The sequence below is a fragment of the Pseudoxanthomonas sp. F37 genome, assembly GCF_022965755.1.
Lineage (GTDB): Bacteria > Pseudomonadota > Gammaproteobacteria > Xanthomonadales > Xanthomonadaceae > Pseudoxanthomonas_A.
Genome location: NZ_CP095187.1, coordinates 284447 through 306729, shown reverse-complemented (window position 1 = coordinate 306729; position 22283 = coordinate 284447). Strand labels below are relative to the sequence as shown.

The window sequence follows — 22283 nt, the reverse complement described above, 5'->3', positions numbered from 1 at the left end:
TGGCGCGGATTCGGGTACGCTGCACCGGCTCGCTCCCGCCCCCGCGCCGATGAACCTGCCCGCCTCTCCCGCCGCGACGACACCGCTCGCGCCCCTGTTCGAACTGGACCGCGCCACCGTGGTGCGCGGCGCCACCCGCGTACTGCACGACCTGTCGCTGCGCATCCCGCTGGGCCAGCACACGGCCATCCTGGGGCCCAACGGCTGCGGGAAGTCCACCTTCATCAAGCTGATCAGCCGCGAGCTGTATCCGCTGGCCCGCGAAGGCGACGCGCCGGTGAAGGTGTTCGGCCTGCGCCGCTGGAACGTGAACGAACTGCGCAACCGCCTGGGCCTGGTGACCAGCGACCTGACCCGCGACCTGCAGCAGATGCCCTACCTGCGGGTGGAAGATGCGGTGGTCACCGGGTTCTTTTCCAGCTTCGTCGTGCCGCCGCACCGGCAGGTCGACGCCGACATGCGCCTGCGGGCGCGGCGCGCGCTGGAGCAGGTGCGCGCGACCCCACTGGCCGACCGCCAGGTGGCCGAACTGTCCACCGGCGAGATGCGCCGCGTGCTGATCGCGCGCGCGCTGGTGCACGAACCCCAGGCCCTGCTGCTGGACGAACCCACCGCCGGCCTGGACCTGGTGGCGCGCCGGCATTTCCTGGGCCTGATGCGCAGCCTGGCGCAGCGCGGGATCACCCTGGTGCTGGTCACGCACCACATCGAGGAGATCATCCCGGAGATCGACCGTGTGCTGCTGTTGCGCGATGGCGCGCTGTACGCCGATGGCGACCGCGCCGGCACGCTGACCGGGACCCACCTGAGCCATGCCTTCGGCGGCCCGGTGCAGGTGCGCCGGGAAGGCGAGTACTACGGAGCCGTGCCCGGCCATGCCTGAACTGCCCGAGGTCGAGACCACCCGCCGCGGGCTGGCCCCGCACGTCGAAGGGCGGCGCATCCAGGCGGTGACCCTGCGACGGCCGGACCTGCGCTGGCCCATCCCCCCGGAAGTGGCGCGCGACCTGCCCGGCCAGCGCATCCAGGCCGTGCGGCGCCGTGCGAAGTACCTGCTGATAGATACCGAGGCCGGCAGCGCGCTGCTGCACCTGGGCATGTCCGGCAGCCTGCGCGTGCTGCCGGCGACCACGCCGGCGACGGCGCACGACCACGTCGACATCGCCCTGGCCGGCGCGCGTGGCGGCGCGGGCCGCGTGCTGCGCTTCAACGATCCGCGCCGCTTCGGCTGCCTGCTGTGGCAGACCCCGGGCGAGATCCATCCCCTGCTGCAGGGACTGGGGCCGGAACCGCTGTCGGATGCGTTCGACGGCGACTACCTGTTCGCGATGAGCCGGGGACGCAAGGCGCCGGTGAAGACCTTCCTGATGGACCAGGCGGTGGTGGTGGGCGTGGGCAACATCTATGCGGCGGAGAGCCTGTTCCGCGCGGGCATCTCGCCGCTGCGGGCCGCCGGCAAGGTCTCCCGCGAGCGCTACGCGGCCCTGGCCGAGGCCGTGAAGGCGATCCTGGCCTACGCCATCACCCGCGGCGGCACCACCTTGCGGGATTTCCTCAGCCCGGACGGGGCGCCCGGCTACTTCGAACAGGAACTCTCCGCCTATGGGCGGGGCGGCGAATCCTGCCCGCGCTGCGGCCGGCCGATGAAGCAGGCCCTGGTCGGCCAGCGGGCCACCGTGTGGTGCGGCCACTGCCAGCGCTGACGCGCCTGCCCGTGCCATGGGGCAGGTGCCCGGTGATTGTGAAATAACGTTATATTCGCGCCCTTGGCTCCGCAGGGGAGAAGGATGGCCGACGCACCCGACATCACGCTGTGGCTGGACTCTGCCCGGGGCGGCGACCGCGCCGCGCTGGACCGCGTGCTGGCCACCCTGTACCAGGAACTGCACACCATGGCCCGCCGGCAGCTGTCCGGCCAGCACGGCTATACGCTGGACGCCACCGCGCTGGTGCACGAGTCCTACCTGAAGCTGCTCGGCTCCACCGGCACGGCCAAGTTCGAGGACCGCGCGCATTTCTTCGCCTATGCCGCCTCCTCGATGCGCAGCGTGGTGGTCGACTACGCGCGCAGCCGGCTGGCGCGCAAGCGCGGCGGCGACCTCAAGCGCGTGGCCGACATCCCGGAAGAGGTGGAGGGCAACCTGCGCCTGGACGAGGACATGCTGGCGCTGAACGATGCGCTGGAGAAACTCGCCGCCGCCGACGAGCGCCTGGCCCAGGTGGTGGAGATGCGCTACTTCGCCGGCCTGTCGGAGCTGGAGATCGCCGAACTGCTGCAGCGCTCCGAGCGCAGCATCCGCCGGGACTGGCAGAAGGCGCGCATGTTCCTGCTGTCGGCCATGCAGGACAGCTGAGGCCGGCGCGCAGCGCACCGCGATGGACGCCGAACGCTGGCAACGCCTGTCGCCGCTGCTGGACGTCCTGCTGGAGCTTGACCCGGAGGCACGCGCGCAGCAGCTGGAGATCCTGCGCGCGGACGATCCGGAGACCGCACGCGAACTCGAGAAGCTGCTCGCGCTGGAAGAGGAAGGCGACGATTTCATCGACCAGCCGCTGGTCGACAAGCCCGACCAGCTGAAGCCCGGCATCCGCATCGGTCCGTACCAGCTGGAATCCATGCTGGGCGAGGGCGGCATGGGCATGGTGTGGCTGGCCTCGCGGGCCGACGGCCTGTACCAGCGCCGCGTCGCCCTGAAGCTGCTGCGTCCCGGCCTGGCCGACCCCAACCTGCGCCTGCGCTTCACCCGCGAACGGGAGATCCTGGCGCGGCTGGAGCACCCCAACATCGCACGCCTGCTGGACGCCGGCATCGGCGGCGAGGGACAGCCCTACCTTGCGCTGGAATACGTCGAGGGCGTGTCCATCACCGACTACTGCCAGGCCAACAACATCGGCCTGGAAGAGCGGCTGAAGCTGTTCCTGCAGATCTGCGAGGCGGTCAGCCACGCGCACGCCAACCTGATCGTCCACCGCGACCTCAAGCCGTCCAACATCCTGGTGACCCCCGGCGGCGATGTGCGGCTGCTGGATTTCGGCATCGCCAAGCTGCTCGACGACCCGGAGCCGGCGCCCGTGCATCCGCGCACCGAGGTGCGCGCCTTCACCCTGCACTACGCCGCACCGGAACAGGTGCGCGGCGAACTGGTCACCACCATGACCGATGTCTATTCGCTGGGCGTGGTGCTGTACGAACTGATCGCCGACACCAAACCTTACCGCCTGCGCCGGCAGACCGATGCCGAATGGGAGCAGGCCATCCTCGCGGTCGAGCCGCTCAAGCCTTCGGTGGCCACGCTGCGTACCACGGACGGCAGTCGCAGCCGCTGTCCGGATGCGCGACGCAACGCGCGACGCCTGGCCGGCGACCTGGACAACATCGCCCTGAAGGCCCTGCGGAAGGCGCCGGAGCAGCGCTATCCCTCGGTGGAGGCACTGTCGCGCGACCTGCAGCGCCACCTGGAAGGCCGGCCCGTGCTGGCCCGCCCGCAGAGCCTGGGCTATCGCTTGCAGAAGTACCTGGTGCGCCAGCGCTGGACGCTGGCCATCGGCGGACTGACCACGGCGCTGCTGGTGGCGGCGCTGGCGGCAAGCCTGTGGCAGGGTCGCCAGGCCATGCGCGAAGCCGCCCGCGCACAAGCCATGCAGGACTTCGTGATCGGCCTGTTCGACAACGCCAGCGCTTCACAGCAGGGCAGCACCTTCGATGCGCGTGAACTGCTGGCCGCGGGCGAACGCCGCGGCATGCGCGAGCTCGCCAGCCAGCCGCTGGCGCAGGCCGAGTTGCTGGGCGTGATAGCGCGCCTGAGGTTGGGCCTGGGGGACTACCGTGAATCGCTCGCGCTGCTGGAAAAGCAGGCACGCGTGCTGGACGCCACGCCCGATGCCCCGGACAGCCTGCGCCTGCAGGCCGCCACCCAGCACGGGCGCGTGCTGCGCCTGCTCGGGCGTTCGCGCCAGTGCGCGCAGGCGATGGCGCACATGGAGCCCCGGTTGCCGCGCCTGTCTTCCCGGCTGCCGCTGGCGGTGGCGGAGTTCCAGTCGCAGAACGGCCGCTGCCGTGCCGATGCGGGCGAGAAGCAGGTGGCGCGACAGATGTTCGAGCGCTCACTGGACACCCGCCGTTCGTTGCAGGACGAAGCCGGTGTCGCGGAGAATCTGCGCGACCTCGCCCAGTTGGATGTGGAGTTGGGCAACGCCGAGGCGGGCGTGCGCGGCTACCGCGCCGCCCTGGCCCACCTGCAGGCGCACGGTCATGCGCGGCATCCGCTGGCCATCGAAATCCAGCGCAGCCTGGCACTGCTGTACCGCAACCGCGGCGAGACCGATGCGGCCCTGGCCTCGTTCCAGCGCGCGCGCGATCTGTCCGAGGAGATCCACGGGCCCCGCCATCCGTTGACCCAAGCGTTGCGGCGGCACATCGCGGCCGTGCACGTGGACCAGGGCCGGCTGCTGCAGGCGGACGAGGAACTGCGGCGACTGCATGCGATGACGCTGGAAACCCTGGGCCCGCGCCACCGCGATGCCGCCTCGAGCTGGAACTCGATGGGCATCGTCGCGTGGGAGCGGGGCGACGCCGCCACCGCGGTGCGCGACGTCGGCCAGGCCATCGACATCTGGCGCGAGAGCGAGAGCCTGCAGATCCTGCCCGGCGGCCTGTTCAACTACGGCATGGTGCTGCACAGCGCCGGCCGCTACGACGAGGCGCTGGCCGCACTGGAGGAGTCCCGGCGCATGCGCGTGGCCACCATCGGCGCCAGCCATGCGCTGATAGGCGAGACCGACCGCATGATCGGCGAGGTGCTGGCCGACAAGGGCGACCTGGACGGCGCCACCGAGCGCTTCGACCGCGCGGTACGACTTACCCGGGTGGGCTTCGGGCCGGAGCATCCCCGTACCTGGTTCGCGGAACTGTCGCTGGCACGGCACCAGATCCGGCTGGGACGTCCGCAGCAGGCCCTCGCGCCCCTGGAGACGCTCGCCCGCCATGAGGGTGGCGGCAGCGAAGCGCCCAAGCTGCGCTGGCTGGCGCGCGGCTATCTGGCCCAGGCGCGGTGCCGGATGGGCGAACGCGAACGCGCGCAGCGCGACCTCGACGCCCTGGGCGCCGAACTGCGCAGCGCCCAGCCCGACGGCGGCGTCATCCCGCGCGAGATCGCCGCCTTGCGTGCGGCCTGCCGCTGAGGCGGCTCACGCCAGGGGCAGGCCGGGCTGCAGGGGATCGATGCGTCCCTCGCCGCGCGCGATCTTCTTGAACTCGGCGCGACTGACCGACACGTAGCGCTCGTTGCCGCCGATCTCCACCTGCGGTCCATCCTGCACGGCGAGGCCTTGTTCGTTGACGCGCACCGTCATGGTCGCCTTCTTGCCGGTGTGGCAGATGGTCTTGATCTCGCTGATCTCGTCGGCCCAGGCCAGCAGGTACTGGCTGCCCTCGAAGAGCTCACCCCGGAAGTCGGTGCGCAGGCCATAGCAGAGCACCGGGATGCGCAAGGCATCCACCACCTCGCTGAGTTGCCAGACCTGCGCGCGGGACAGGAACTGCGCCTCGTCCACCAGCACGCAGTCCAGCTTGCCGTGAGCGGCGATGTCGTCGCGGATCCAGTGTTCCAGGTCGTCGCCGCGCTCGAACGCGACCGCCTCCGATCGCAGGCCGATCCGCGACGCCACCACCCCGGCCCCGGCACGGTCGTCCAGCCGCGGGGTGAGGATCGCCACCCGCATCCCGCGCTCGCGATAGTTGTGCGCGGACTGCAGCAGCGTGGTGGTCTTCCCGGCATTCATCGCCGAGTAGTAGAAGTAGAGCTTGGCCATGGCGCCATTGTAAGGGGCCGACCCATCCGCTACTCGCCTTCGGGCGGCCTGACCTGCTCGACACCGCCCACCTCCACGCTGCCTTCCGGGGGCGCTCGCCATTGAGCATCCTGCCAGGCCTGGTATTGGGCCGGGTCCCAGAAAGTGGGCGAGTAGAAGCGGCTTCCATCGATCCGCTTGGGAACGCCGTGATCGTCGTACACGGTCACCGTCCTTGGCGGCGCCACCGTCCTCGACGACCACTGGATGTCGCGCAGATGCCGGCGCAGGTGCCGCTCCAGACGGCCACGGGCGACACCATCACCGTACTCGGCCAGGCGCACCGGACCGTCCTGCGCCACGCGCGCCTTTTCGGCATTGTCCAGCGCGCGCCAGTAGCGTTCGCGTACCCCGACGAACACGGCATAGCCGCGCTCGGCCGCGATGTCGGCCCATACGTAGGCCGAGGCGCGATCCACGGCCGCGCCCAGGCCTTTCCAGTCCATCTCCGCCAGCATGGCCTGCGAGGGCTTGTCGCCGTACCAGGCGGCCTTCAGGAATTGCGCGCGCGCCAGCGCGAAATCCCCCTCGGCATAGGCATCCCATCCCTGCTTGCGGTGTTTCATGTCCGGGTGCGCGTTCAGGAACACCGCACTGCTCAGGGTGGCCTGCTGCTTCCGCGAGATCGGCTTGGCCCCCTCCTGCGCCGCCGCGGCCTGCAGGGCCGCCAGACAAGCCAAGACAATGGCGCCCATCCACCTACGCCGCTTGCGGTTCACGTCCATGCGCGACCTCCCCGATCCTAGGGCTTGCCGGGCCCCGCCTCGGACTCCACCGACTCCAGCTCGCCCACGCGCACACGCCCTTTCAGCGGCGCCTTCCACAGCGCATCCTGCAACTGCCAGTATTCCCTGGGCTGCCAGTACTTCTTTGCATAGTATTCGTCGCCACGCAGGGTCATGCCCGTCCCCGCCAGCGGGCCGGTGTTGGGAATGATGGTGAGGTTGCCGACAAACCCCACCCGACTTCCCGTGACGCGACGCATCTCACGCTTGAGGATCCTCTCCAGCCTCGGCTTGGCCACATCATCGCCATACTCGGCCAGCACCGCCTGGCCGCGCTCCAGCGCATCGCGACGCTGCGCTTCGTCCAGCGCCCTCCAGTACCCTTCCCGGCGCACCAGAAAATCGTGATAGGCCCGCTCCGCGGCGATATCCATCCAGGCGTAGGCGAGCGCCCGGTCCTCCGGCACTCCGATGCCGCCCCAGTACATCTCGGCGATGATCGCCTGCGCCGGCTTGTCGCCATAGTAGGCGGCACGCTTGAGTTCGGTCATCGCGGCGGCGTAGTCCTTGCGCTCATAGGAGCGCACGCCTTCGGCACGCCATCGCAGGTCCGGATGGGCTGCCAGGAATCCCTCCGTCAGAACCGCCGGATCGATCCTCTCTTCCTGGGCGGCGGCGTGCGCCGACGGCAGGGCAGAGGCGATGACAAGCAGACAGCAGCCGAGAATGCGCATCCAGGTAACCTCCATGTGGGCCAGCCCGGCCATGCTATAGGGAGCAGGGCGCCGTTGTCTGTAAACTGACGACCTACGCAGAAGTACGCCCCATGCACGGTCTCAACCCCCCCCAACGCGCCGCCGTCCTTCACAGCAGGGGCCCCCTGCTGGTGCTCGCGGGTGCGGGCAGCGGCAAGACGCGCGTGATCGTGGAGAAGATCGCGCACCTGATCGCCGGCAACCACTTTCCGGCGCGCCGGATCGCGGCGATCACCTTCACCAACAAGTCCGCCAAGGAAATGCGCGAACGCGTGTCCAAGCGCATCAAGGGCGACGCGGCCGAGGGCCTGACGATCTGCACCTTCCATGCGCTGGGGCTGAAGTTCCTGCAGATCGAACACGCCGCCGTGGGCCTGAAGCGCGGCTTCTCCATCTTCGACGCCGACGACGCCAGCGCGCAGGTCAAGGACCTGATGTACGGCGCCAAGCCCGACGAGGTGGAGATGGCGAAGAACCTGATCTCGCGCGCGAAGAACGCCGGTCTCTCGCCGGAAGAGGCGCTGGCCCACGCGCGCACGAACCGCGAGAAGGAAGCCGCGCTGCTGTACCAGCGTTACCAGGACCGGCTGACCACGTTCAACGCCGTCGATTTCGACGACCTGATCCGCCTGCCGGTGCAGGTGCTCGAGAGCGACCCGGAAATCACAGCGGCGTGGCGCGAGCGCATCGGCTACCTGCTGGTCGACGAATGCCAGGACACCAACGACGCCCAGTACCGCCTGCTGAAGGCCATCGCCGGCGAGCGCGGCGACTTCACCTGCGTGGGCGACGACGACCAGAGCATCTACGCCTGGCGCGGCGCCAATCCCGACAACCTGCTGCAGATGGCGAAGGATTATCCGGCCCTGCAGATCATCAAGCTGGAGCAGAACTACCGCTGCAGCAACCGCGTGCTGCGCGCCGCCAACGCGCTGATCGCCAACAACCCGCACGAACACCCGAAGAAGCTGTGGAGCGACCAGGCCGACGGCGAGCGCATCCGCGTATGGGAATGCCGCGACAGCGAACACGAGGCCGAAAAGGTCGCGGCCGAGATCTCCTTCGTGCATGCGTCCAGGAGCGCGGCCTGGAGCGACTTCTGCATCCTGTTCCGCGGCAATCATCAGTCGCGCGCGCTGGAGAAGGCGCTGCAGCTGCTGCGCATCCCCTACCACCTGACCGGCGGCACCGCCTTCCTGGAGCGCCAGGAAGTGAAGGACGCCCTGTCGTGGCTGCGCCTGCTGGTGAACCCCGACGACGACGCCGCTTTCCTGCGCGCGGTGCAGTCGCCCAAGCGCGAAGTCGGCGCCACCTCGCTTGCCAAGCTCGCCGAGATGGCGCAACACGCGCACCTGCCGCTGTCGCGCGCCGCCGAATCGATGGGGGCGCTGAAGGCGCTGCCGCCGCGCGCGGCCAATGGCCTGAGCGCCTTCGTCGACATCCTGCGCGACCTGCGCCGCCACGCCGAGGAACTGCCCCCCGCGGACCTGGTGCGGCGGCTCAGCGAGCGCTCCGGCCTGCTGGCCGACCTGCGCGCGCAGTGCAAGGACGAAGCCTCGTTCCAGCGCCGCCGCGCCAACCTGGATGAACTGGCGGACTGGTTCGAGGGCGGCCCGCGCGGCAGTTCGGCCGGCGACCTGGCCGCGCAGCTGGCGCTGCTGTCGCGCAACGACAAGGACGATGGCGGCAACCAGGTGCGCCTGATGAGCCTGCACGCCGCCAAGGGCCTGGAGTTCCCGTACGTGTTCATCGTCGGCTGCGAGGACGGCACGCTGCCGCACGAGACCAGCGTGGAGGAAGGCAACCTGCAGGAAGAGCGGCGCCTGATGTACGTGGGCATCACCCGCGCCAAGATCCAGTTGTGGCTCAGCCACAGCCGCGAGACCCGCCGCTTCGGCGAACGCCTGCGCCTGCAACCCAGCCGATTCATCGACGAACTGCCAGCCGATGAGCTGCAGCGCGACGGCGCGGATCCGGTGGCCGATGCGGAACGCAAGAAGGAACGCGCCAGCGCCGGCCTGGCCGCGATCCAGGCGATGTTCGACTGACGCGCGCCGGCGGCGGTTGCGCTACGCTGCGCGGCATCCACACGTAGGGAGCGGGGCATGACGCGCGACAGCAGGGCTTGGCGGTGGATCGGCTTCCTGATCGCCCTGGTCGGCGTGGGCTTTCCCTACTGGCAGCTGGCGCCGGAACAGGCCGGCCTGCCGCGCGCCCTGTATGGTCCCGGCCTGGTGGCGGTGGGCGTGATCGCCATGCTGCTGCGCGCCTTCGGTACTGGCCGCTTCCTCAGCTTGTGGCTGCTGATCGGCGCGGCCGTGCCGGTCGCGGTGCTGGTGCGCATCGCGGTGGACGCAGCGCGCGGCGTGACCGGCCCCGGCGCGCCGGTGGCCGATGTGGTGGTGGCCTTGGGCCTGGGCCTGGCCGCGTCGCTGCTCGGCATGCTGGTCGGCAGCCTGTTCCTGCTGCGCAGCAGCCGGCGCCCGAAGTGATGACCGAAGGGGGCACCGCAATGGAACCCCGACTTTCCGGCATTCGCCAGATCGCCATCACCGTCAGCGATGTCGAAGCGGCGCTGGCGTTCTATCGCGATGTACTCGGCCTGGCGTTCCTGTTCCAGCCGGGACCGACGCTGGCCTTCCTGCAGGCCGGCGATGTGCGACTGATGCTGACCACGCCGCAGGGCGCAGGCACCGTCGGCGCGAACTCGATCCTCTATTTCAGCGTGGAGGACATCCAGGCCACCCAGGCCGGACTGGTGGCGCGCGGCGCCACCGAGGAACGCCCGCCGCAACTGGTCGCGCGCATGCCGGACCACGAACTGTGGACCGGCTTCCTGCGCGATCCGGACGGCAACCTGGTCGGCCTGATGGAGGAAAGGCGCTGATGTGCGCTCAGCGCACTGGACCGGATGCTTCGCGTACCGGCTCGCTGACAGCGGGTATCACCTCCATCTGCTGAGCCGCCGCCAGATGCCTCGCGACATCGGCCTGGAACTGCCTGCCCCAGGGACCACGAAGGTATTCACTCACTACGGCCGACATTGGGTCGCTTCCGTTTGACGCACCCGCCCGCGACGCCCGCTCCACGATCTCATTCAGCCCGGACCAGGTGGAGCGATCCCCTGCATCGTCGACACGCCCGTCCATGGCCTGCGGGGATGCCTGCAACGACACGCCGGTGCGGCGCTCGATCTGGGCATCGAGCGCATCGTCGATCGGCTGCTTGCGGTTGCAGTCGTCGACCACGCCACGCCGGCAGAGCCGTTCCGGCGCCAGCGTGTCCTCGTGGTCGCGGACGCCGTCGTGATCGTAGCCACGCGTGCCGTACAGACCGCCCATGTGCTGGTCGGAGCGATGGATGACGAACTGGGCAGGGTCATCGGGAACGGGCCGCTTTTCGAGATAGGGCCGGTCACTCAACCGGTTGAGGAACTCCACGCCCAGATTGAAGCTCAGCGCGCCCAGGCCGTTGCGCCGGTACGTATCACCGATGTCGCTATGGCAGCCGGCCACCCATGCGTTGTAGTTGCGATGGTCTTCGCTGAAACCCCGGGGAACGTGCTGGCTGGAGGGGAAAAGATCGCGACGCTCGTGCTGTGCCGTGATCTGCAGGGTGGACAGCGTCGAGGGCGGAAGGCGCCGGTCGTGTTCCTCGACCCCCGTCGACACGGGGTCGAAGAGCAACGCGACTTGCGGAGTTTTGCCCGGCTCCACAAGCAGGGGACGGTCCGCATACTGGATGCTTACGACAAGATTTTCCGCGTCGCGCTCCACCTTCACGCCCAACGGGTCGCGGATGCCCCGCTCGTGCACCATGCGCTCCAGGGCCGCAACACTCTCCGCACCACGGCTGAAACCCACGCCCGCTATCCTGACCTGGGCCAGGGGATCTTCCTCGAGCCATTTCTTGGCCTGCTCGCAGAGCTGCAGATAGGCCGTCTCGACCCGCTCGTCGAAGGTATGGCCGAAGCGGCCGTCCCACAGTTTTTCAGGCTTCTTCAGCAGGCCGTTCTGGGTGTAGGTGCCTTCTACATAGCCCGCGGCGATGCGCGCGGGCTTTCTTTGTTCGATCTGGTCATACAGCTTGGCGACGGCGCTCCATTTCTCTGGTTCGTCATCGAACATGCTATTGCCGGTACCGTCCATCGTCGCAACATACAGTCGCTCGTGCGGACGATCTCTCCGAAGGAGAACGGGGATACGGAGCTGCGCCAATGCCTCCTCGGCGCTACGATAACTCTCGGGACCCTCGGCACCGACGATCTCGATGTCGACGCCGCCATCGCGCGGCTGCGAGTTGTGGACCGAACCCATGACGAGCACTCCTTGCTCAGTACGTGCGGCTGAATACCTTGATCAGGTCGTCGCGGAAATCACTGTGCGGACGATCCGGAAACTGCGGCTTCTTCAACGCGATCATGGCCCGCATGTAGACGTTGATGGTCCGATCGTTCACCTCCAGGATGATTCCGGGCGTCCCGCTGGTCGCAGGATCCAGGGCATCTTCCCGTGCCACATGGTGTCGTATCAACTCATCCCGGAAAATTTCACCGATGTCGATCTCGGCCTCAAACGGCGTCCCGTCCTTCGCGCGCCAAGTGACGCGGGCCGGGGGCGGGAAGTTCGGAATGGGGCCACGGCCCGCACTCAGCAGCTTCTCGAGCGGCCGCCCATACGATTCGACTGCGGGCGACGGCCTGTCTTCCGCTCCATGCCTGAAACCACGATAGACGATCTCGCACGATTGGGTGTCGAAGCAGTGGCCGCCGAAATAGTGCGCCCTGAACTTCAGCGGCCATTCGGCGCCGACGTTGGTGTAGTGGCCCTCCGGCAGCGCGGAAGAAGGCCCGGATGAGGTCGATGTGGCCATGGTGGCGTGGCATCCTGTCGTGGCAACGGAGATCAGCGCGCTGGTAGCGAGGTTCCGGAGAAGGCGTCGTTCCATGATGGCGTTTCCCAGCCTGTCGGCGATGCCGACGTTAGCGTGGACGGACCCTGCCTGCAATCGCCATTGGAGGGTATCCGCGCGAACCCGCTTACTCATTCCTCTCGCGCTGGACGAGTCGATGCGGACAATGCACACAACAGGCACAGGAGACGCAGGGGCATGGCGAGCGATGCACGATTCACATTACTGGCGACGTACAACCAATGGATGAACCGCCGCCTCTACGACGCGGCCGCGGCATTGACGGATGAAGCGCTGGCCCAGGATCGCGGCGCGTTCTTCGGTTCGGTGCTCGGCACGCTGAATCATCTGGTGGTGGCCGATACGATCTGGCTCAAGCGGTTCGCCGCCGCCGTCGATGCCTCGCCCATGCTGGCCGCGCTGGACGACACGCCGATGCCGGCCGCACTGGACGCGATGCCGTATGCGACGCTTGCGGCACTGCGCGCGCGGCGTGAATGGCTGGACGCACTCATCCTGCGCTGGGTGGACACGCTCACGCCGGCGCAGTTGTCGTCCCGCCTGACCTACAGCAACACGAAGGGAACCCCGTTCACGCGCAGCGTCGAAGGCCTGCTCACGCACCTGTTCAACCACCAGACCCATCATCGCGGACAGGTCACCACCTTGCTGTCGCAGGCGGGCGTGGAGGTGGGCGTGACCGACCTGCTGGCGCTGCTGCCGGACGAAGCCTGAGGCTCAGTCGTCACCCGTGGCGAGCAGCCGGGATACCTGTTCGCGCAACGCGGCCACCTCGCCTTCCAGCGCCGCGATGCGCGCTTCGAGGTCCGCATGCGCGGGCTCGCCAGCGAGCGGTGCGGACGGCAGGCGCGCCGCGATCGCGGCCACATCCACCGGGCCGCAGAGCAGGTGCGCGTACCGGTCTTCGCGCTGTCCGGGGCCGCGCGGGATCTGCACCACCAGCGCAGGTTCGCGCTGGGCCAGGCGGTCGAGATGGTGGCGCACGTCATCGGCGTCGGCGAACTTGAACAGGCGTTCGCTGCGCGCGAGCAGTTCGTGCACCGTCTGCGCGCCACGCAGCATCAGCAGCCCCAGCAGCACGGCCTGCTGCTGCGGAATGCCGAAGAACGCCGCGGTCCGGTGCTCGTAGCGCTCGGCGCGCGAAGAGAACACCTGCTTGGCCAGCCCTTTCTGTTCCAGCTGCCGCAGCGCATGGTTCACCGCGCCCGGATCCAGCGCCATCACCGGCTCGCGCGCGGTCTTCTGGTTGGCCGCGACCTGCGCGGCGTTCACCGTCAGCGGATAGGTCTCCGGCGTGGTGGCTTCCTTCTCGATCAGGCAGCCCAGCAGGCGGGCCTCGGCGGCGTTCAGGACGGGCGCGGTGTCTTGCATGGAGGCATCGGGAACAGGAACGGGCCGGCAGGATAACCCGATGCATCGCCGCGCCAAACGACGGCTGTAACACCGGTCGGCTAGAATTCCGGCACTTCGAAGACCGGATCCCACATGCGCGTTTCCCTGCTCGCCGCCGGCCTGGCGGCTTCGTTGCTGACCCTGTCCGCGTGCAAGCGCACCGAACCCGCGGCGGCGCCGGCCGCGCCCGCGGCGCCCGCTGCCGCCGCGACCCAGGCCAAGCCCTCCGGCACGCACGACAATCTCAACGCGGTGGCCTGGGTGCAGACCTCGGTGGAATACCGCGCGATCACCACCCAGACCTTCCGGGCCGCCGCCGACCATCTGGATGCCGCGCTGAAGGAAAAGCACTGGGATGCACTGGTGCCCGACGAGCGCGGCAACGCCGCCACGGGACTGAAGCCTGCCGTGGTGATGGACGTGGACGAGACCGTGCTGGACAACTCGCCCTACCAGGCCCGCCTGATCCGCGACGGCAAGGAATACGACGAGGTCAGCTGGGACCAGTGGGTGGCCGAGAAGAAGGCCAAGCCGCTGCCGGGCGTGGTGGATTTCGCCAAGGCCGCCGCCGAGAAGGGGGTGACCGTCCTGTACATCTCCAACCGCGCCGTGCACCTGAAGGAAGCCACGCTGGCCAACCTGCGCGAAGCGGGCCTGCCGGTGGCCGACGACAGCGTGTTCCTCGGTCTGGGCACGGTGCTGGAAGGCTGCGAGCAGAACGGCAGCGAGAAGAACTGCCGTCGCCGCCTGGCCGGGCAGAAATACCGCGTGCTGATGCAGTTCGGCGACCAGATCGGCGACTTCACCGAAGTGGTGGCCAATACCCGCGAGGGCCGCCAGGCCCTGTTCGACGAATACGACGACTGGTTCGGCGAGCGCTGGTGGATGCTGCCCAACCCCACCTACGGCTCGTGGGAACCGGCCCTGTTCAACAACGCCTGGGATCAGCCCGCCGCTGCCCGCACCCAGGCCAAGCGCGACGCGCTGGACTACGCGCCGTGAGCGGCGCCGGCCCCGTTGCGCTGACCGCGCGCGAGCGCCTGATCTTCGCGCTGGACGCTCCCTCCGGCACCGACGCGTTGGCGTGGGTCGACCGGTTGGGCGATGCGGTGCGGTTCTACAAGATCGGCATGGAGCTGCTGGCCAGCGGCGATTACTTCACCGTGCTGGACGAACTCGCCCGGCGCGACAAGCGCGTCTTCGTCGACCTGAAGTTCTTCGACATCCCGGCCACCGTGGCCGGCGTGATCCGCGGCCTGTCGCGCTGGCCGGTGACCTACGCGACCGTCCATGGCTGGCATGCCGGGATGATGGAAGCGGCCGCGGCCGCGCGCAGCGGCGACCTGCGGCTGCTGGCGGTGACCGTGCTGACCTCGATGGATGGCGCCGATCTGCGGGCAATGGGCATCAACAGCGGCGAACCGGCCGAGATCGTCGTTCAACGCGCGCTGGCAGCGCAGGCGTCCGGCATCGACGGCGTGATCTGCTCGGGGCAGGAGGCCGGCCTGATCCGCGCCGCCACCGGCCCGGGCTTTTCCATCGTCTGTCCCGGCATCCGCCCGGGAGGGCCGGTGGGCGACGACCAGAAGCGCACGGTGGGCGTGGCCGAGGCCTTCGCCCTGGGCGCCGATGCGATCGTGGTGGGGCGGCCCATCAGCCGGGCCGCCGACCCCAAGGCGGCGGCCGAAGCCATCCAGGCCGAAATTGCGGAAGCAATCAAATAAAAACAATGGCTTAGATGGATTTACTTCAGGTATTGCCTTAGCATCCGGGCACGGGTAGGCTGTGCGCATCCGGCCCTTGGGCTGGAGATGTGCCACAACACTTCGTCCTCCGGCTTCGGCCGGATTTCAGGGGACCCGACGCGTCGCAAGACACCGGGTCCCCTTTTTTGTTCCGGCGGGCCGTCGCCTCCATGGCGTCGGAACGATCGCTGCCGTTGCCCGCCCCCGCCTTCGCTTCCCAACTGCGACGTCCATGCTTGCCGCTCCCCGCGCCGGCCGCGAAGATGCGGGGCGACTGGGGAGTCACTGGATGAAGCCGAAGCCCTCTGCGTCCGCCGTACGCGTGCTGGCCGCCCTCGTGCTGCCGCTCGTGCTGATGGCCGCCTGCAAGAAGCGCGAGCCCGAGGAGCTCGCTGGCGCCGCCAGCGAGCCCGCGGCGGCCGTGCGCCAGTTGGCCACCCACCTGCAGCGCAACGACCTGGAAGGCTTCGCCCGCGATGCCGTGCCGCCCGCCACGCATGCGCGGCTGGAGGCGGCATGGCGCGCCGGGCAGAGCCGCTGGCCGCTGACCGAACTGCCGCTGGACGACAAGCTGGTGCCGATGCTCGCCGCGCTGTCCGCGCCCGATGCGGAAAAGACCCTGCAGCGCAGCTTCGACCGCCAGTTCGCGCGCCAGGACCGCGACCTGAAGGAAGCCGCGCGCACGCTGGGCCTGTTCGGCGTGCAGTACGTGAAGAACGAGGGCAACTACACCCAGGAAGAGCGCGACCACTATGCACAGGTGATCGCGGCGCTGGGCGAGTGGGCCCAGCAGGCCCCGCTTGGCGATCCCGCCCTGGCGCGCACCACACTGATGCGGCTGGCGCCCGCCGCGCGCCGCAGCGGGCTGACCACCGAGCAGGCTCTCAGCGAGGCCGGCATGACCGCCAGCCTGCGCCGGCTGACGCCGTTCTTCATCGAGGCGAAGGCGACGTTCGCGCGCTATGGCCTGCCCCTGGACACCACGTTCGCCGACCTGCGCACGGGCCTGGTGGACCAGAAGGGCGACGCCGCCACCGTGCGCATCCACTATCCGCTGGGCGAGCGCGAGATCGACACCGTGGTCAGCCTGACCCGGCGCGAGGGCCGGTGGTACCTCAGCGACTATCTCAGGCACGCCGATGCCGTGCTGGCGGCGGTGACGGCCGCGCCGGGCACCCCGCCGCCACCGCCGCCCGAAACCGAAACCCCGCCCCCGCCATGAGGGGCCCGGCACAGGCCGCGTGGGCGTCCTTCGCGCTCGCGGGGCTGCTCGCCTGCGCGGCCGTCACGCACGCGCACCCCGGTGGCCTGGACCGGCACGGCTGCCATACGAACCGGAAGACGGGCCAGTACCACTGCCATCGAAGCGCCGCACCGGCCAGCGCCGCCCCCGTCGCGCCCCTGCCCCCGCCTGGACGCACCCCTGCCACGCCGGTGCCCATGCGCGAGACGGCGCCCACGCGGGCCTTCCGCAACTGCGACCAAGCCCGCGCCCGGGGTGCGGCGCCGGTACGACGGGGCGATCCGGGCTATGGCCCCCATCTGGACCGCGACGGCGACGGCGTGGGCTGCGAACCCTACCGGGGGCGCTGACACCCCGCGTTTCAGCCACGTGCGCCGCTGCCGCCCCCCCGGAGGCGACCGCAACGCACCCGCAGCGCGCGCCACGCGCTGCGGCGGCTTTCCAGCCAGCCACGGGCGTGGGCCATAATGCGGGCGATGCCTGAACAGAATTCCCTGCCGTTCCCGGACGCCCCGAAACCCCCGTCGCCGGCGCAGAAGCCCGCGACGACGGATGCGCCCGCGCCCGAGGCGGCGCCGGACCCGGCGGCCGGCCACGACCACGCCGCGCCTGCCGCCGGCGTCCCGATGGCCCCGCCGCCGACCACCCGCCAGGCCAAGCGGCCGCTGTGGGCGCGCCTGCTCGGCCGCGTCGCCGATCCGTGGCTGGCGCTGAACATCGAACCCGAGGCGCCGGTCGGCCTGCTGGACGGCCGACCGGTCTGCTACGTGCTGGAGGACTATGGCCTGTCCAACGCGCTGATCCTCGATCGCGCCTGCCGCGACGCCGGCCTGCCCTCGCCGCTGGTACCGGTGCCGGTCGGCGGCAATCCGCTGGGCCGCAAGCGCGCCTACGTGGCGCTGTCGCGCCGCAACGCCAGCACGCTGATCCCCGACCAGGTCAGCGCCAAGACGCATTCGGGCTCCCTCGCCAAGCTGTTGCAGGCCCATCGCGCGCAACCGGACCTGGACGTGCAGCTGGTGCCCGTGTCGATCTTCGTCGGCCGCGCGCCGGACAAGCAGAGCGGCTGGTTCTCGGTGCTGTTCTCGGAAAACTGGGCCATCGTCGGCCGTTTCCGCCGCCTGCTGGCCATCCTGCTCAACGGCCGCGGCACCATCGTGCGCTTCGCGCCGCCGGTCTCGCTGCGCGACACGGTCGATGAAGGGCTGGAACCCGAACGCACCGTCCGCAAGCTGTCGCGGGTGCTGCGCACGCACTTCCACCGCATCCGCGAAGCCATCATCGGCCCCGACCTGTCCACGCGCCGGCTGCTGGTGGACCAGGTGCTGGCCGCCGAGCCGGTGAAGGAAGCCATCGGCGAGCAGGCCAGGCGCGACAAGTCCAAGCCCGAGGATGCCTGGAAGAAGGCGCACGCCTACGCCTGGGAAATCGCCGCCGACTATTCCAACCCGGTGGTGCGCTCGGCCAGCTTCCTGCTGAGCCATGTGTGGAACCAGATCTACGACGGCGTGCTGGTCCACCACCTGGACAAGTTCAAGGACGCCGCGCCCGGCCACGAAGTCGTCTACGTGCCCTGCCACCGCAGCCACATGGACTACCTGCTGCTGTCCTACCTGCTGTACGAGCGCGGCATCGTGCCCCCGCACATCGCCGCGGGCATCAACCTGAACCTGCCGGTGGTGGGCACGCTGCTGCGCAAGGGCGGCGCGTTCTTCATGCGCCGCAGCTTCCGCGGCAACCCGCTGTATTCGGCGGTCTTCACCGAGTACGTGGCGCAGCTGGTGTCCGGCGGCTACTCGCTGGAGTACTTCATCGAGGGCGGGCGCTCGCGCACCGGCCGGCTGCTGCCGCCCAAGGGCGGCATGATCTCGATGACGGTGCGCGCCTTCCTGCGCCAGCCGCGCAAGCCGGTGCTGTTCCAGCCGGTGTACATCGGCTACGAAAAGCTGCTGGAAGGCACCAGCTACCTGGACGAACTCAGCGGCCGCCCGAAGGAGAAGGAATCCATCTGGGCCGTGCTGTGGGGCATCCCCAAGGTGCTGCGGCAGAACTACGGGCAGGTGGTGGTGAATTTCGGCGAGCCCATCCTGCTCAACGAGGCCCTGGCCAGGCACGCGCCCGAATGGGGAGGCCAGCCGGTGGGCGAGGAAGAGAAGCCCGCCTGGCTGTCGGACACGGTGGATGCGCTGGCGCAGCAGATCCAGGTCAACATCAACCGCGCCGCCGACGTGAACCCGATCAACCTGCTGGCGCTGGCGCTGCTGTCCACGCCCAAGCACGCGATGGGCGAGGCCGACCTGATCGCGCAGATCGAACTGTCCAAGACGCTGCTGGCCGAACTTCCGTACTCCGACCGCGTCACCGTCACCCCGCATTCGCCCGAGCGCATCATCGCCCACGCCGAGGAGATCAACATGCTGCAGCGGATCAAGCATCCGCTGGGCGACGTGCTGAGCGTGGACGGCGACACCGCGGTACTGCTGAGCTACTACCGCAACAACGTGCTGCACCTGTTCACCGCCTCGTCGTGGATCGCGTGCTGCTTCCAGAACAACCGCCGGATGAGCCGGGCCGGGGTGCTGCGGCTGGGCCGCACGCTGTACCCGTTCCTGCAGGGCGAGCTGTTCCTGCCGTGGAGCGAGGACGAGTTCGCCGAGCGCATGGAGCGCACCATCGAGGTGTTCGTCCGCGAAGGCCTGCTGCAGCAGGTCAACGAGGACGACGGCGGCATCCTGGCGCGCAGCGCGGGACAGACCGACGAAGTGTTCCGCCTGCGCGCGATCGGCCACTCGCTGCAGCAGGCCTTCGAGCGCTACTACATCGCCATCTCGGTGCTGGTGAAGAACGGGCCCGGCACGCTGGGCGCCGCGGAACTGGAGAGCCTGTGCCAGCAGGCCGCGCAGCGGCTCAGCCTGCTGTACGCGCCGGCGGCGCCGGAGTTCTTCGACAAGACGCTGTTCCGCGGCTTCATCCAGAAGCTGCGCGAGCTGAGGCTGGTCTGGCCCGACGAGAACAGCAAGCTGGTGTTCGACGAACGCCTGGACGCCTGGGCGCGCGACGCCAAGGCCATCCTGGGGCGGGAGCTGCGCCACACCATCGAGAAGGTCAGTCCGGAAGCCGCGCGCCCGGCGGAACTCCCGCCTGCGCAGGACTGAGCCTCAGCCGGCCACGTTGAAGCTGCGCGTCAGCCACGCCTTGGCGGGCATCGCGCGCGCCGGGTCGCGGACCAGGCGCAGCAGGGGCGAGCCGCACTCGGACAGGTGCGGCTCGTCGTCCAGCACCAGCACCATGCGCAGCAGGTCCACGCCGCCGGGCAGGATCGCCGGCGGCAGGTACTCGCGGAAGCCGTAGTGCTCGAACACGCCGTGCAGGAACGGCTCGCACGCCAACAGGCAGAACTGGATGCGCGACTCCTGCGCCCAGCGGTAGGCTTCCTCCAACAACCGGTCCACGACCGGCTTGCTGCGCTGGTCGGCCTGCACCGCGAACCGCGTGCCCACCGCCACCTGCGACAGCGGCCAAGTGCGCGCGAACGCATCGACCTGGAACAGGCTGCCGTACTCCACCTGCACCGCCAGCGGCGAGAAATCGTGCAGGCGCAGCGTGGCGATCGCCTGCGCGCCCTTCTCCACCGCCAGGGTGGTGCCGCAGGCATCCAGTCCATCGGCGACGCGCTTGCTGCGGTCGCCGAACTGGCCCTGTTCGTGGAAATACACTTCGCGGCGCAGGCGCGGCACGTCGCCCAGCGGGTCGCCGGGCGCGATGCGCCGCGTGCGCAGCCCCATGCCCGCCGTCGCCTCCTCCGCCAGGCCCGTGGCCGCCAGCGCGTCCCGCAGGCGCGGCTCCAGGCGGTGGTTGAATGGCTTGTCCTGCTGCATGCCGCTCCCTCGCCACGGCGCGCGCAGCGCACGGGGCTCGTCGTTGGGGACCGCGGCGCCGGCAGGACGGCATGCGGTCGGGTCGTAGGGGAAATCCCCACACCCGGGACTGAAGCAAGCATCGGGCCAACTTGGCCGGACCGTGTTCCGGGCGCGGGCAGGGGCAGCCAGCGCCGGATGTTTCAGGGACTTGACTCGATCGCCGACCGGGCCGGGCCAGGACTGCGCCGGCAGTGGGTGACGCCCCACGTCAGATTCGGTCGAGCGCGGCCTGACATCGGACCCCCGGGGGGATCGATCAGGCGGGCTCGTCCGGGATCAGCGCGCTTTCCAGCCGCGCGATGCAGTCCTTCAGCCACAGCTTGCGCTTCTTCAGGCGCTTGACCGCCAGTTCGTCGGCCTCGGTGTCGCCTGCCAGGCGTGCGATCGCCGCGTCCAGGTCGCGGTGCTCCAGCCGCAGCGCGGCAATCTTCTCGGCGATGTCGGCAGGGTCGCTGGCGTCCACCCGGCGAGCGTACACCGTCGCCGCGTAGGTGGCACCACGAATGCTACGATCGCGTGCCGGCGAGGGACCGGCGTCATCCATCCTGGGGAAATCGATGTCGTTCCTGTCTCGCTGCTGCCTGGCGGCGCTCTTGTCGTGCGCCCTTCCATCCAACGTCCTCGCCGCCGAGCGGACACCGCCGCCAGGCGACGTCCTGCACGGGGCGCCCCTGCACCTGGTGGTGCTGAACGACCGCGTGCGCATGCAGGTGCCCTACGTCGGGCCGGCGGGCGTCCCCCAGGTAGTCTCCAACACGATTCCCGCCGGCCCCCTGCTTGCGGGCAATCTGATCGGCGGCCTGGTGGTGGCGGGTATCGAGCACCAGCGTCTGAAGGAGGCGCGCGAAACCATACAGCCTGCCTACGATCTGCTCCGGACCCAGTCCTGCCTGCTCGATGGCAGCACCGTGTTCATGGATGCACTCCAGCCCGTGGCCCAGGGCGCGGCGCAGCCTGCCGTGGCCCGGCAGGTGCTGGCCACCGGCAAGACCCTGGATGACGTGGTGTCCGCGAAGGACGAGCGCCACATGCTGCTGATCAGCTATGCGCTCACGCCCGACCTGGAGTATCTGCTGACCACGGTGCAGGTGATGTATGCGCCTCAAGGCGAGGGTAAGAAGGATTCGCGGGTCAGCTGGGACGGCCAGATCACCGTGGCAAGCCCCGCCGCACCCCTGGCCGACAAGACGCCGGAGGACATCGATCGCCTGGTGAAGGAAACCAACGCCCGCTGGGCCGCCAGCGGTGGCGATGCATTGGTCGATGCCGCGAACCGTGGCGACCGCAGCGCCCGACGCGAAGTGGTGACCCGCTATCGTGCGCACCAGGATCTCCTAAAGCAGGCACGGTCGCCCGAGTGGTCGTTGCCGCATGCCGCCATCGAGCGCGCACGCACCTGGGTGGCCGAGGACTGCGCGGCCCTCCATCGCGCCGTCCAGGCGAATGCGGATGCCGCCGCGAGCCTGCTGCCGCGCCTCTACGCCCAGGACTTGCAGGCGCTCCCGAAGCCGGGCTTCTGGAAACTGCCCCCCATCACCGAAGAGTCCTGGAACGGCCTGACCATCCGCGCCTCCGGTCCTGCCGCCTGGCTCGCATGGCCCGAGGGCTTGCCGGTCCCCGGCCGGCACCCGTCATCCGCGTGGATGCCTGACGACGAGGCGGGCGCCTCGGGCGATACGGGCGAGCGCGGCGCTTCGGGCCCGTGAGCGCGGGCGCATGAG

22 protein-coding genes are annotated in these 22283 nt (G+C 69.5%); 14 read left to right on the top strand and 8 right to left on the bottom strand.

The features are described 5' to 3' along the window. The first annotated feature begins 49 nt into the window (after positions 1–49). The 4 genes from MUU77_RS01335 (at position 50) to MUU77_RS01320 (ending at position 5181) form a co-directional block, all read left to right on the top strand. The gene (locus MUU77_RS01335) at positions 50–883 is read left to right on the top strand and encodes an ATP-binding cassette domain-containing protein (protein ID WP_245090726.1); all 834 of its coding nucleotides are present in this window, start codon (positions 50–52) and stop codon (positions 881–883) included. Next, positions 876–1703 carry a bifunctional DNA-formamidopyrimidine glycosylase/DNA-(apurinic or apyrimidinic site) lyase gene (gene mutM, locus MUU77_RS01330; RefSeq protein WP_245090724.1) on the top strand — a complete coding sequence of 276 codons (828 nt, stop codon included), beginning with the start codon at positions 876–878 and terminating at the stop codon, positions 1701–1703. The genes MUU77_RS01335 and mutM overlap by 8 nt, the downstream gene beginning before the upstream one ends. Before the next feature lie 84 nt (positions 1704–1787). Continuing rightward, complete coding sequence (locus MUU77_RS01325; protein WP_185894519.1) at positions 1788–2354, top strand: ECF-type sigma factor; 567 nt, start codon at positions 1788–1790, stop codon at positions 2352–2354. Positions 2355–2376: 22 nt separating this feature from the next. Further along, complete coding sequence (locus MUU77_RS01320; protein ID WP_245090712.1) at positions 2377–5181, top strand: serine/threonine-protein kinase; 2805 nt, start codon at positions 2377–2379, stop codon at positions 5179–5181. Positions 5182–5187: 6 nt separating this feature from the next. On the opposite strand, the gene MUU77_RS01315 is transcribed toward MUU77_RS01320, so the two are convergent. From MUU77_RS01315 to MUU77_RS01305, 3 genes are read right to left on the bottom strand one after another with little or no spacing between them, the layout of a single operon-like run. Then, entirely contained in the window at positions 5188–5811 is a 624-nt protein-coding gene (locus tag MUU77_RS01315) for a thymidine kinase (protein ID WP_245090709.1), read from the bottom strand. A 29-nt stretch (positions 5812–5840) separates the two neighbouring features. Beyond that, positions 5841–6545, bottom strand: a complete 705-nt coding sequence (locus MUU77_RS01310) for a hypothetical protein (protein ID WP_245090707.1) — start codon at positions 6543–6545, stop codon at positions 5841–5843. Between the two features lie 47 nt (positions 6546–6592). Continuing rightward, positions 6593–7342, bottom strand: coding sequence for a hypothetical protein (locus MUU77_RS01305; RefSeq protein WP_245090705.1), 750 nt, complete (start codon positions 7340–7342; stop codon positions 6593–6595). A 59-nt stretch (positions 7343–7401) separates the two neighbouring features. Between MUU77_RS01305 and MUU77_RS01300 the strand changes: the two genes are divergently transcribed. Genes MUU77_RS01300 through MUU77_RS01290 form a run of 3 tightly spaced genes read left to right on the top strand, consistent with a single transcriptional unit; the run spans position 7402 to position 10217 of the window. Continuing rightward, positions 7402–9378: a UvrD-helicase domain-containing protein gene (locus MUU77_RS01300; RefSeq protein WP_245090702.1), complete on the top strand. Its 1977-nt coding sequence runs from the start codon at positions 7402–7404 to the stop codon at positions 9376–9378. A 57-nt stretch (positions 9379–9435) separates the two neighbouring features. Further along, on the top strand, positions 9436–9822 hold the full coding sequence (locus MUU77_RS01295) for a hypothetical protein (protein ID WP_245090700.1): 387 nt from the start codon (positions 9436–9438) through the stop codon (positions 9820–9822). Positions 9823–9842: 20 nt separating this feature from the next. After that, positions 9843–10217: a VOC family protein gene (locus MUU77_RS01290; RefSeq protein ID WP_245090697.1), complete on the top strand. Its 375-nt coding sequence runs from the start codon at positions 9843–9845 to the stop codon at positions 10215–10217. Between the two features lie 7 nt (positions 10218–10224). On the opposite strand, the gene MUU77_RS01285 is transcribed toward MUU77_RS01290, so the two are convergent. Both MUU77_RS01285 and MUU77_RS01280 read right to left on the bottom strand, forming a co-directional pair. After that, a complete protein-coding gene (locus MUU77_RS01285) occupies positions 10225–11646 on the bottom strand; it encodes a DUF2235 domain-containing protein (RefSeq protein ID WP_245090694.1) in 1422 nt (473 codons plus the stop codon). A gap of 16 nt (positions 11647–11662) precedes the next feature. Next, positions 11663–12277 carry a hypothetical protein gene (locus MUU77_RS01280; protein WP_245090691.1) on the bottom strand — a complete coding sequence of 205 codons (615 nt, stop codon included), beginning with the start codon at positions 12275–12277 and terminating at the stop codon, positions 11663–11665. A gap of 210 nt (positions 12278–12487) precedes the next feature. Here MUU77_RS01280 and MUU77_RS01275 point away from each other — a divergent pair, with 210 nt between their 5' ends. After that, the gene (locus tag MUU77_RS01275) at positions 12488–12976 is read left to right on the top strand and encodes a DinB family protein (protein ID WP_245090688.1); all 489 of its coding nucleotides are present in this window, start codon (positions 12488–12490) and stop codon (positions 12974–12976) included. Positions 12977–12979: 3 nt separating this feature from the next. Here MUU77_RS01275 and MUU77_RS01270 read toward each other — a convergent pair whose 3' ends face one another. Beyond that, positions 12980–13633, bottom strand: coding sequence for a DUF480 domain-containing protein (locus MUU77_RS01270; RefSeq protein WP_245090685.1), 654 nt, complete (start codon positions 13631–13633; stop codon positions 12980–12982). A 114-nt stretch (positions 13634–13747) separates the two neighbouring features. Between MUU77_RS01270 and MUU77_RS01265 the strand changes: the two genes are divergently transcribed. The 5 genes from MUU77_RS01265 (at position 13748) to plsB (ending at position 19797) form a co-directional block, all read left to right on the top strand. Then, on the top strand, positions 13748–14656 hold the full coding sequence (locus tag MUU77_RS01265; RefSeq protein WP_245090683.1) for a 5'-nucleotidase, lipoprotein e(P4) family: 909 nt from the start codon (positions 13748–13750) through the stop codon (positions 14654–14656). Then, entirely contained in the window at positions 14653–15378 is a 726-nt protein-coding gene (gene pyrF / locus MUU77_RS01260) for an orotidine-5'-phosphate decarboxylase (RefSeq protein ID WP_245090658.1), read from the top strand. The genes MUU77_RS01265 and pyrF overlap by 4 nt, the downstream gene beginning before the upstream one ends. A gap of 310 nt (positions 15379–15688) precedes the next feature. Further along, complete coding sequence (locus tag MUU77_RS01255) at positions 15689–16621, top strand: hypothetical protein (RefSeq protein ID WP_245090655.1); 933 nt, start codon at positions 15689–15691, stop codon at positions 16619–16621. Next, on the top strand, positions 16618–16992 hold the full coding sequence (locus tag MUU77_RS01250; RefSeq protein ID WP_245090653.1) for an excalibur calcium-binding domain-containing protein: 375 nt from the start codon (positions 16618–16620) through the stop codon (positions 16990–16992). The genes MUU77_RS01255 and MUU77_RS01250 overlap by 4 nt, the downstream gene beginning before the upstream one ends. Positions 16993–17109: 117 nt before the next feature. After that, on the top strand, positions 17110–19797 hold the full coding sequence (gene plsB / locus MUU77_RS01245; protein ID WP_245090651.1) for a glycerol-3-phosphate 1-O-acyltransferase PlsB: 2688 nt from the start codon (positions 17110–17112) through the stop codon (positions 19795–19797). Between the two features lie 3 nt (positions 19798–19800). On the opposite strand, the gene MUU77_RS01240 is transcribed toward plsB, so the two are convergent. Continuing rightward, entirely contained in the window at positions 19801–20520 is a 720-nt protein-coding gene (locus MUU77_RS01240; RefSeq protein ID WP_245090638.1) for a hypothetical protein, read from the bottom strand. A gap of 298 nt (positions 20521–20818) precedes the next feature. Continuing rightward, complete coding sequence (locus MUU77_RS01235; RefSeq protein WP_245094123.1) at positions 20819–21025, bottom strand: YdcH family protein; 207 nt, start codon at positions 21023–21025, stop codon at positions 20819–20821. A 94-nt stretch (positions 21026–21119) separates the two neighbouring features. Here MUU77_RS01235 and MUU77_RS01230 point away from each other — a divergent pair, with 94 nt between their 5' ends. Then, entirely contained in the window at positions 21120–22268 is a 1149-nt protein-coding gene (locus tag MUU77_RS01230) for a hypothetical protein (RefSeq protein WP_245090635.1), read from the top strand. Positions 22269–22283 lie beyond the last annotated feature (15 nt).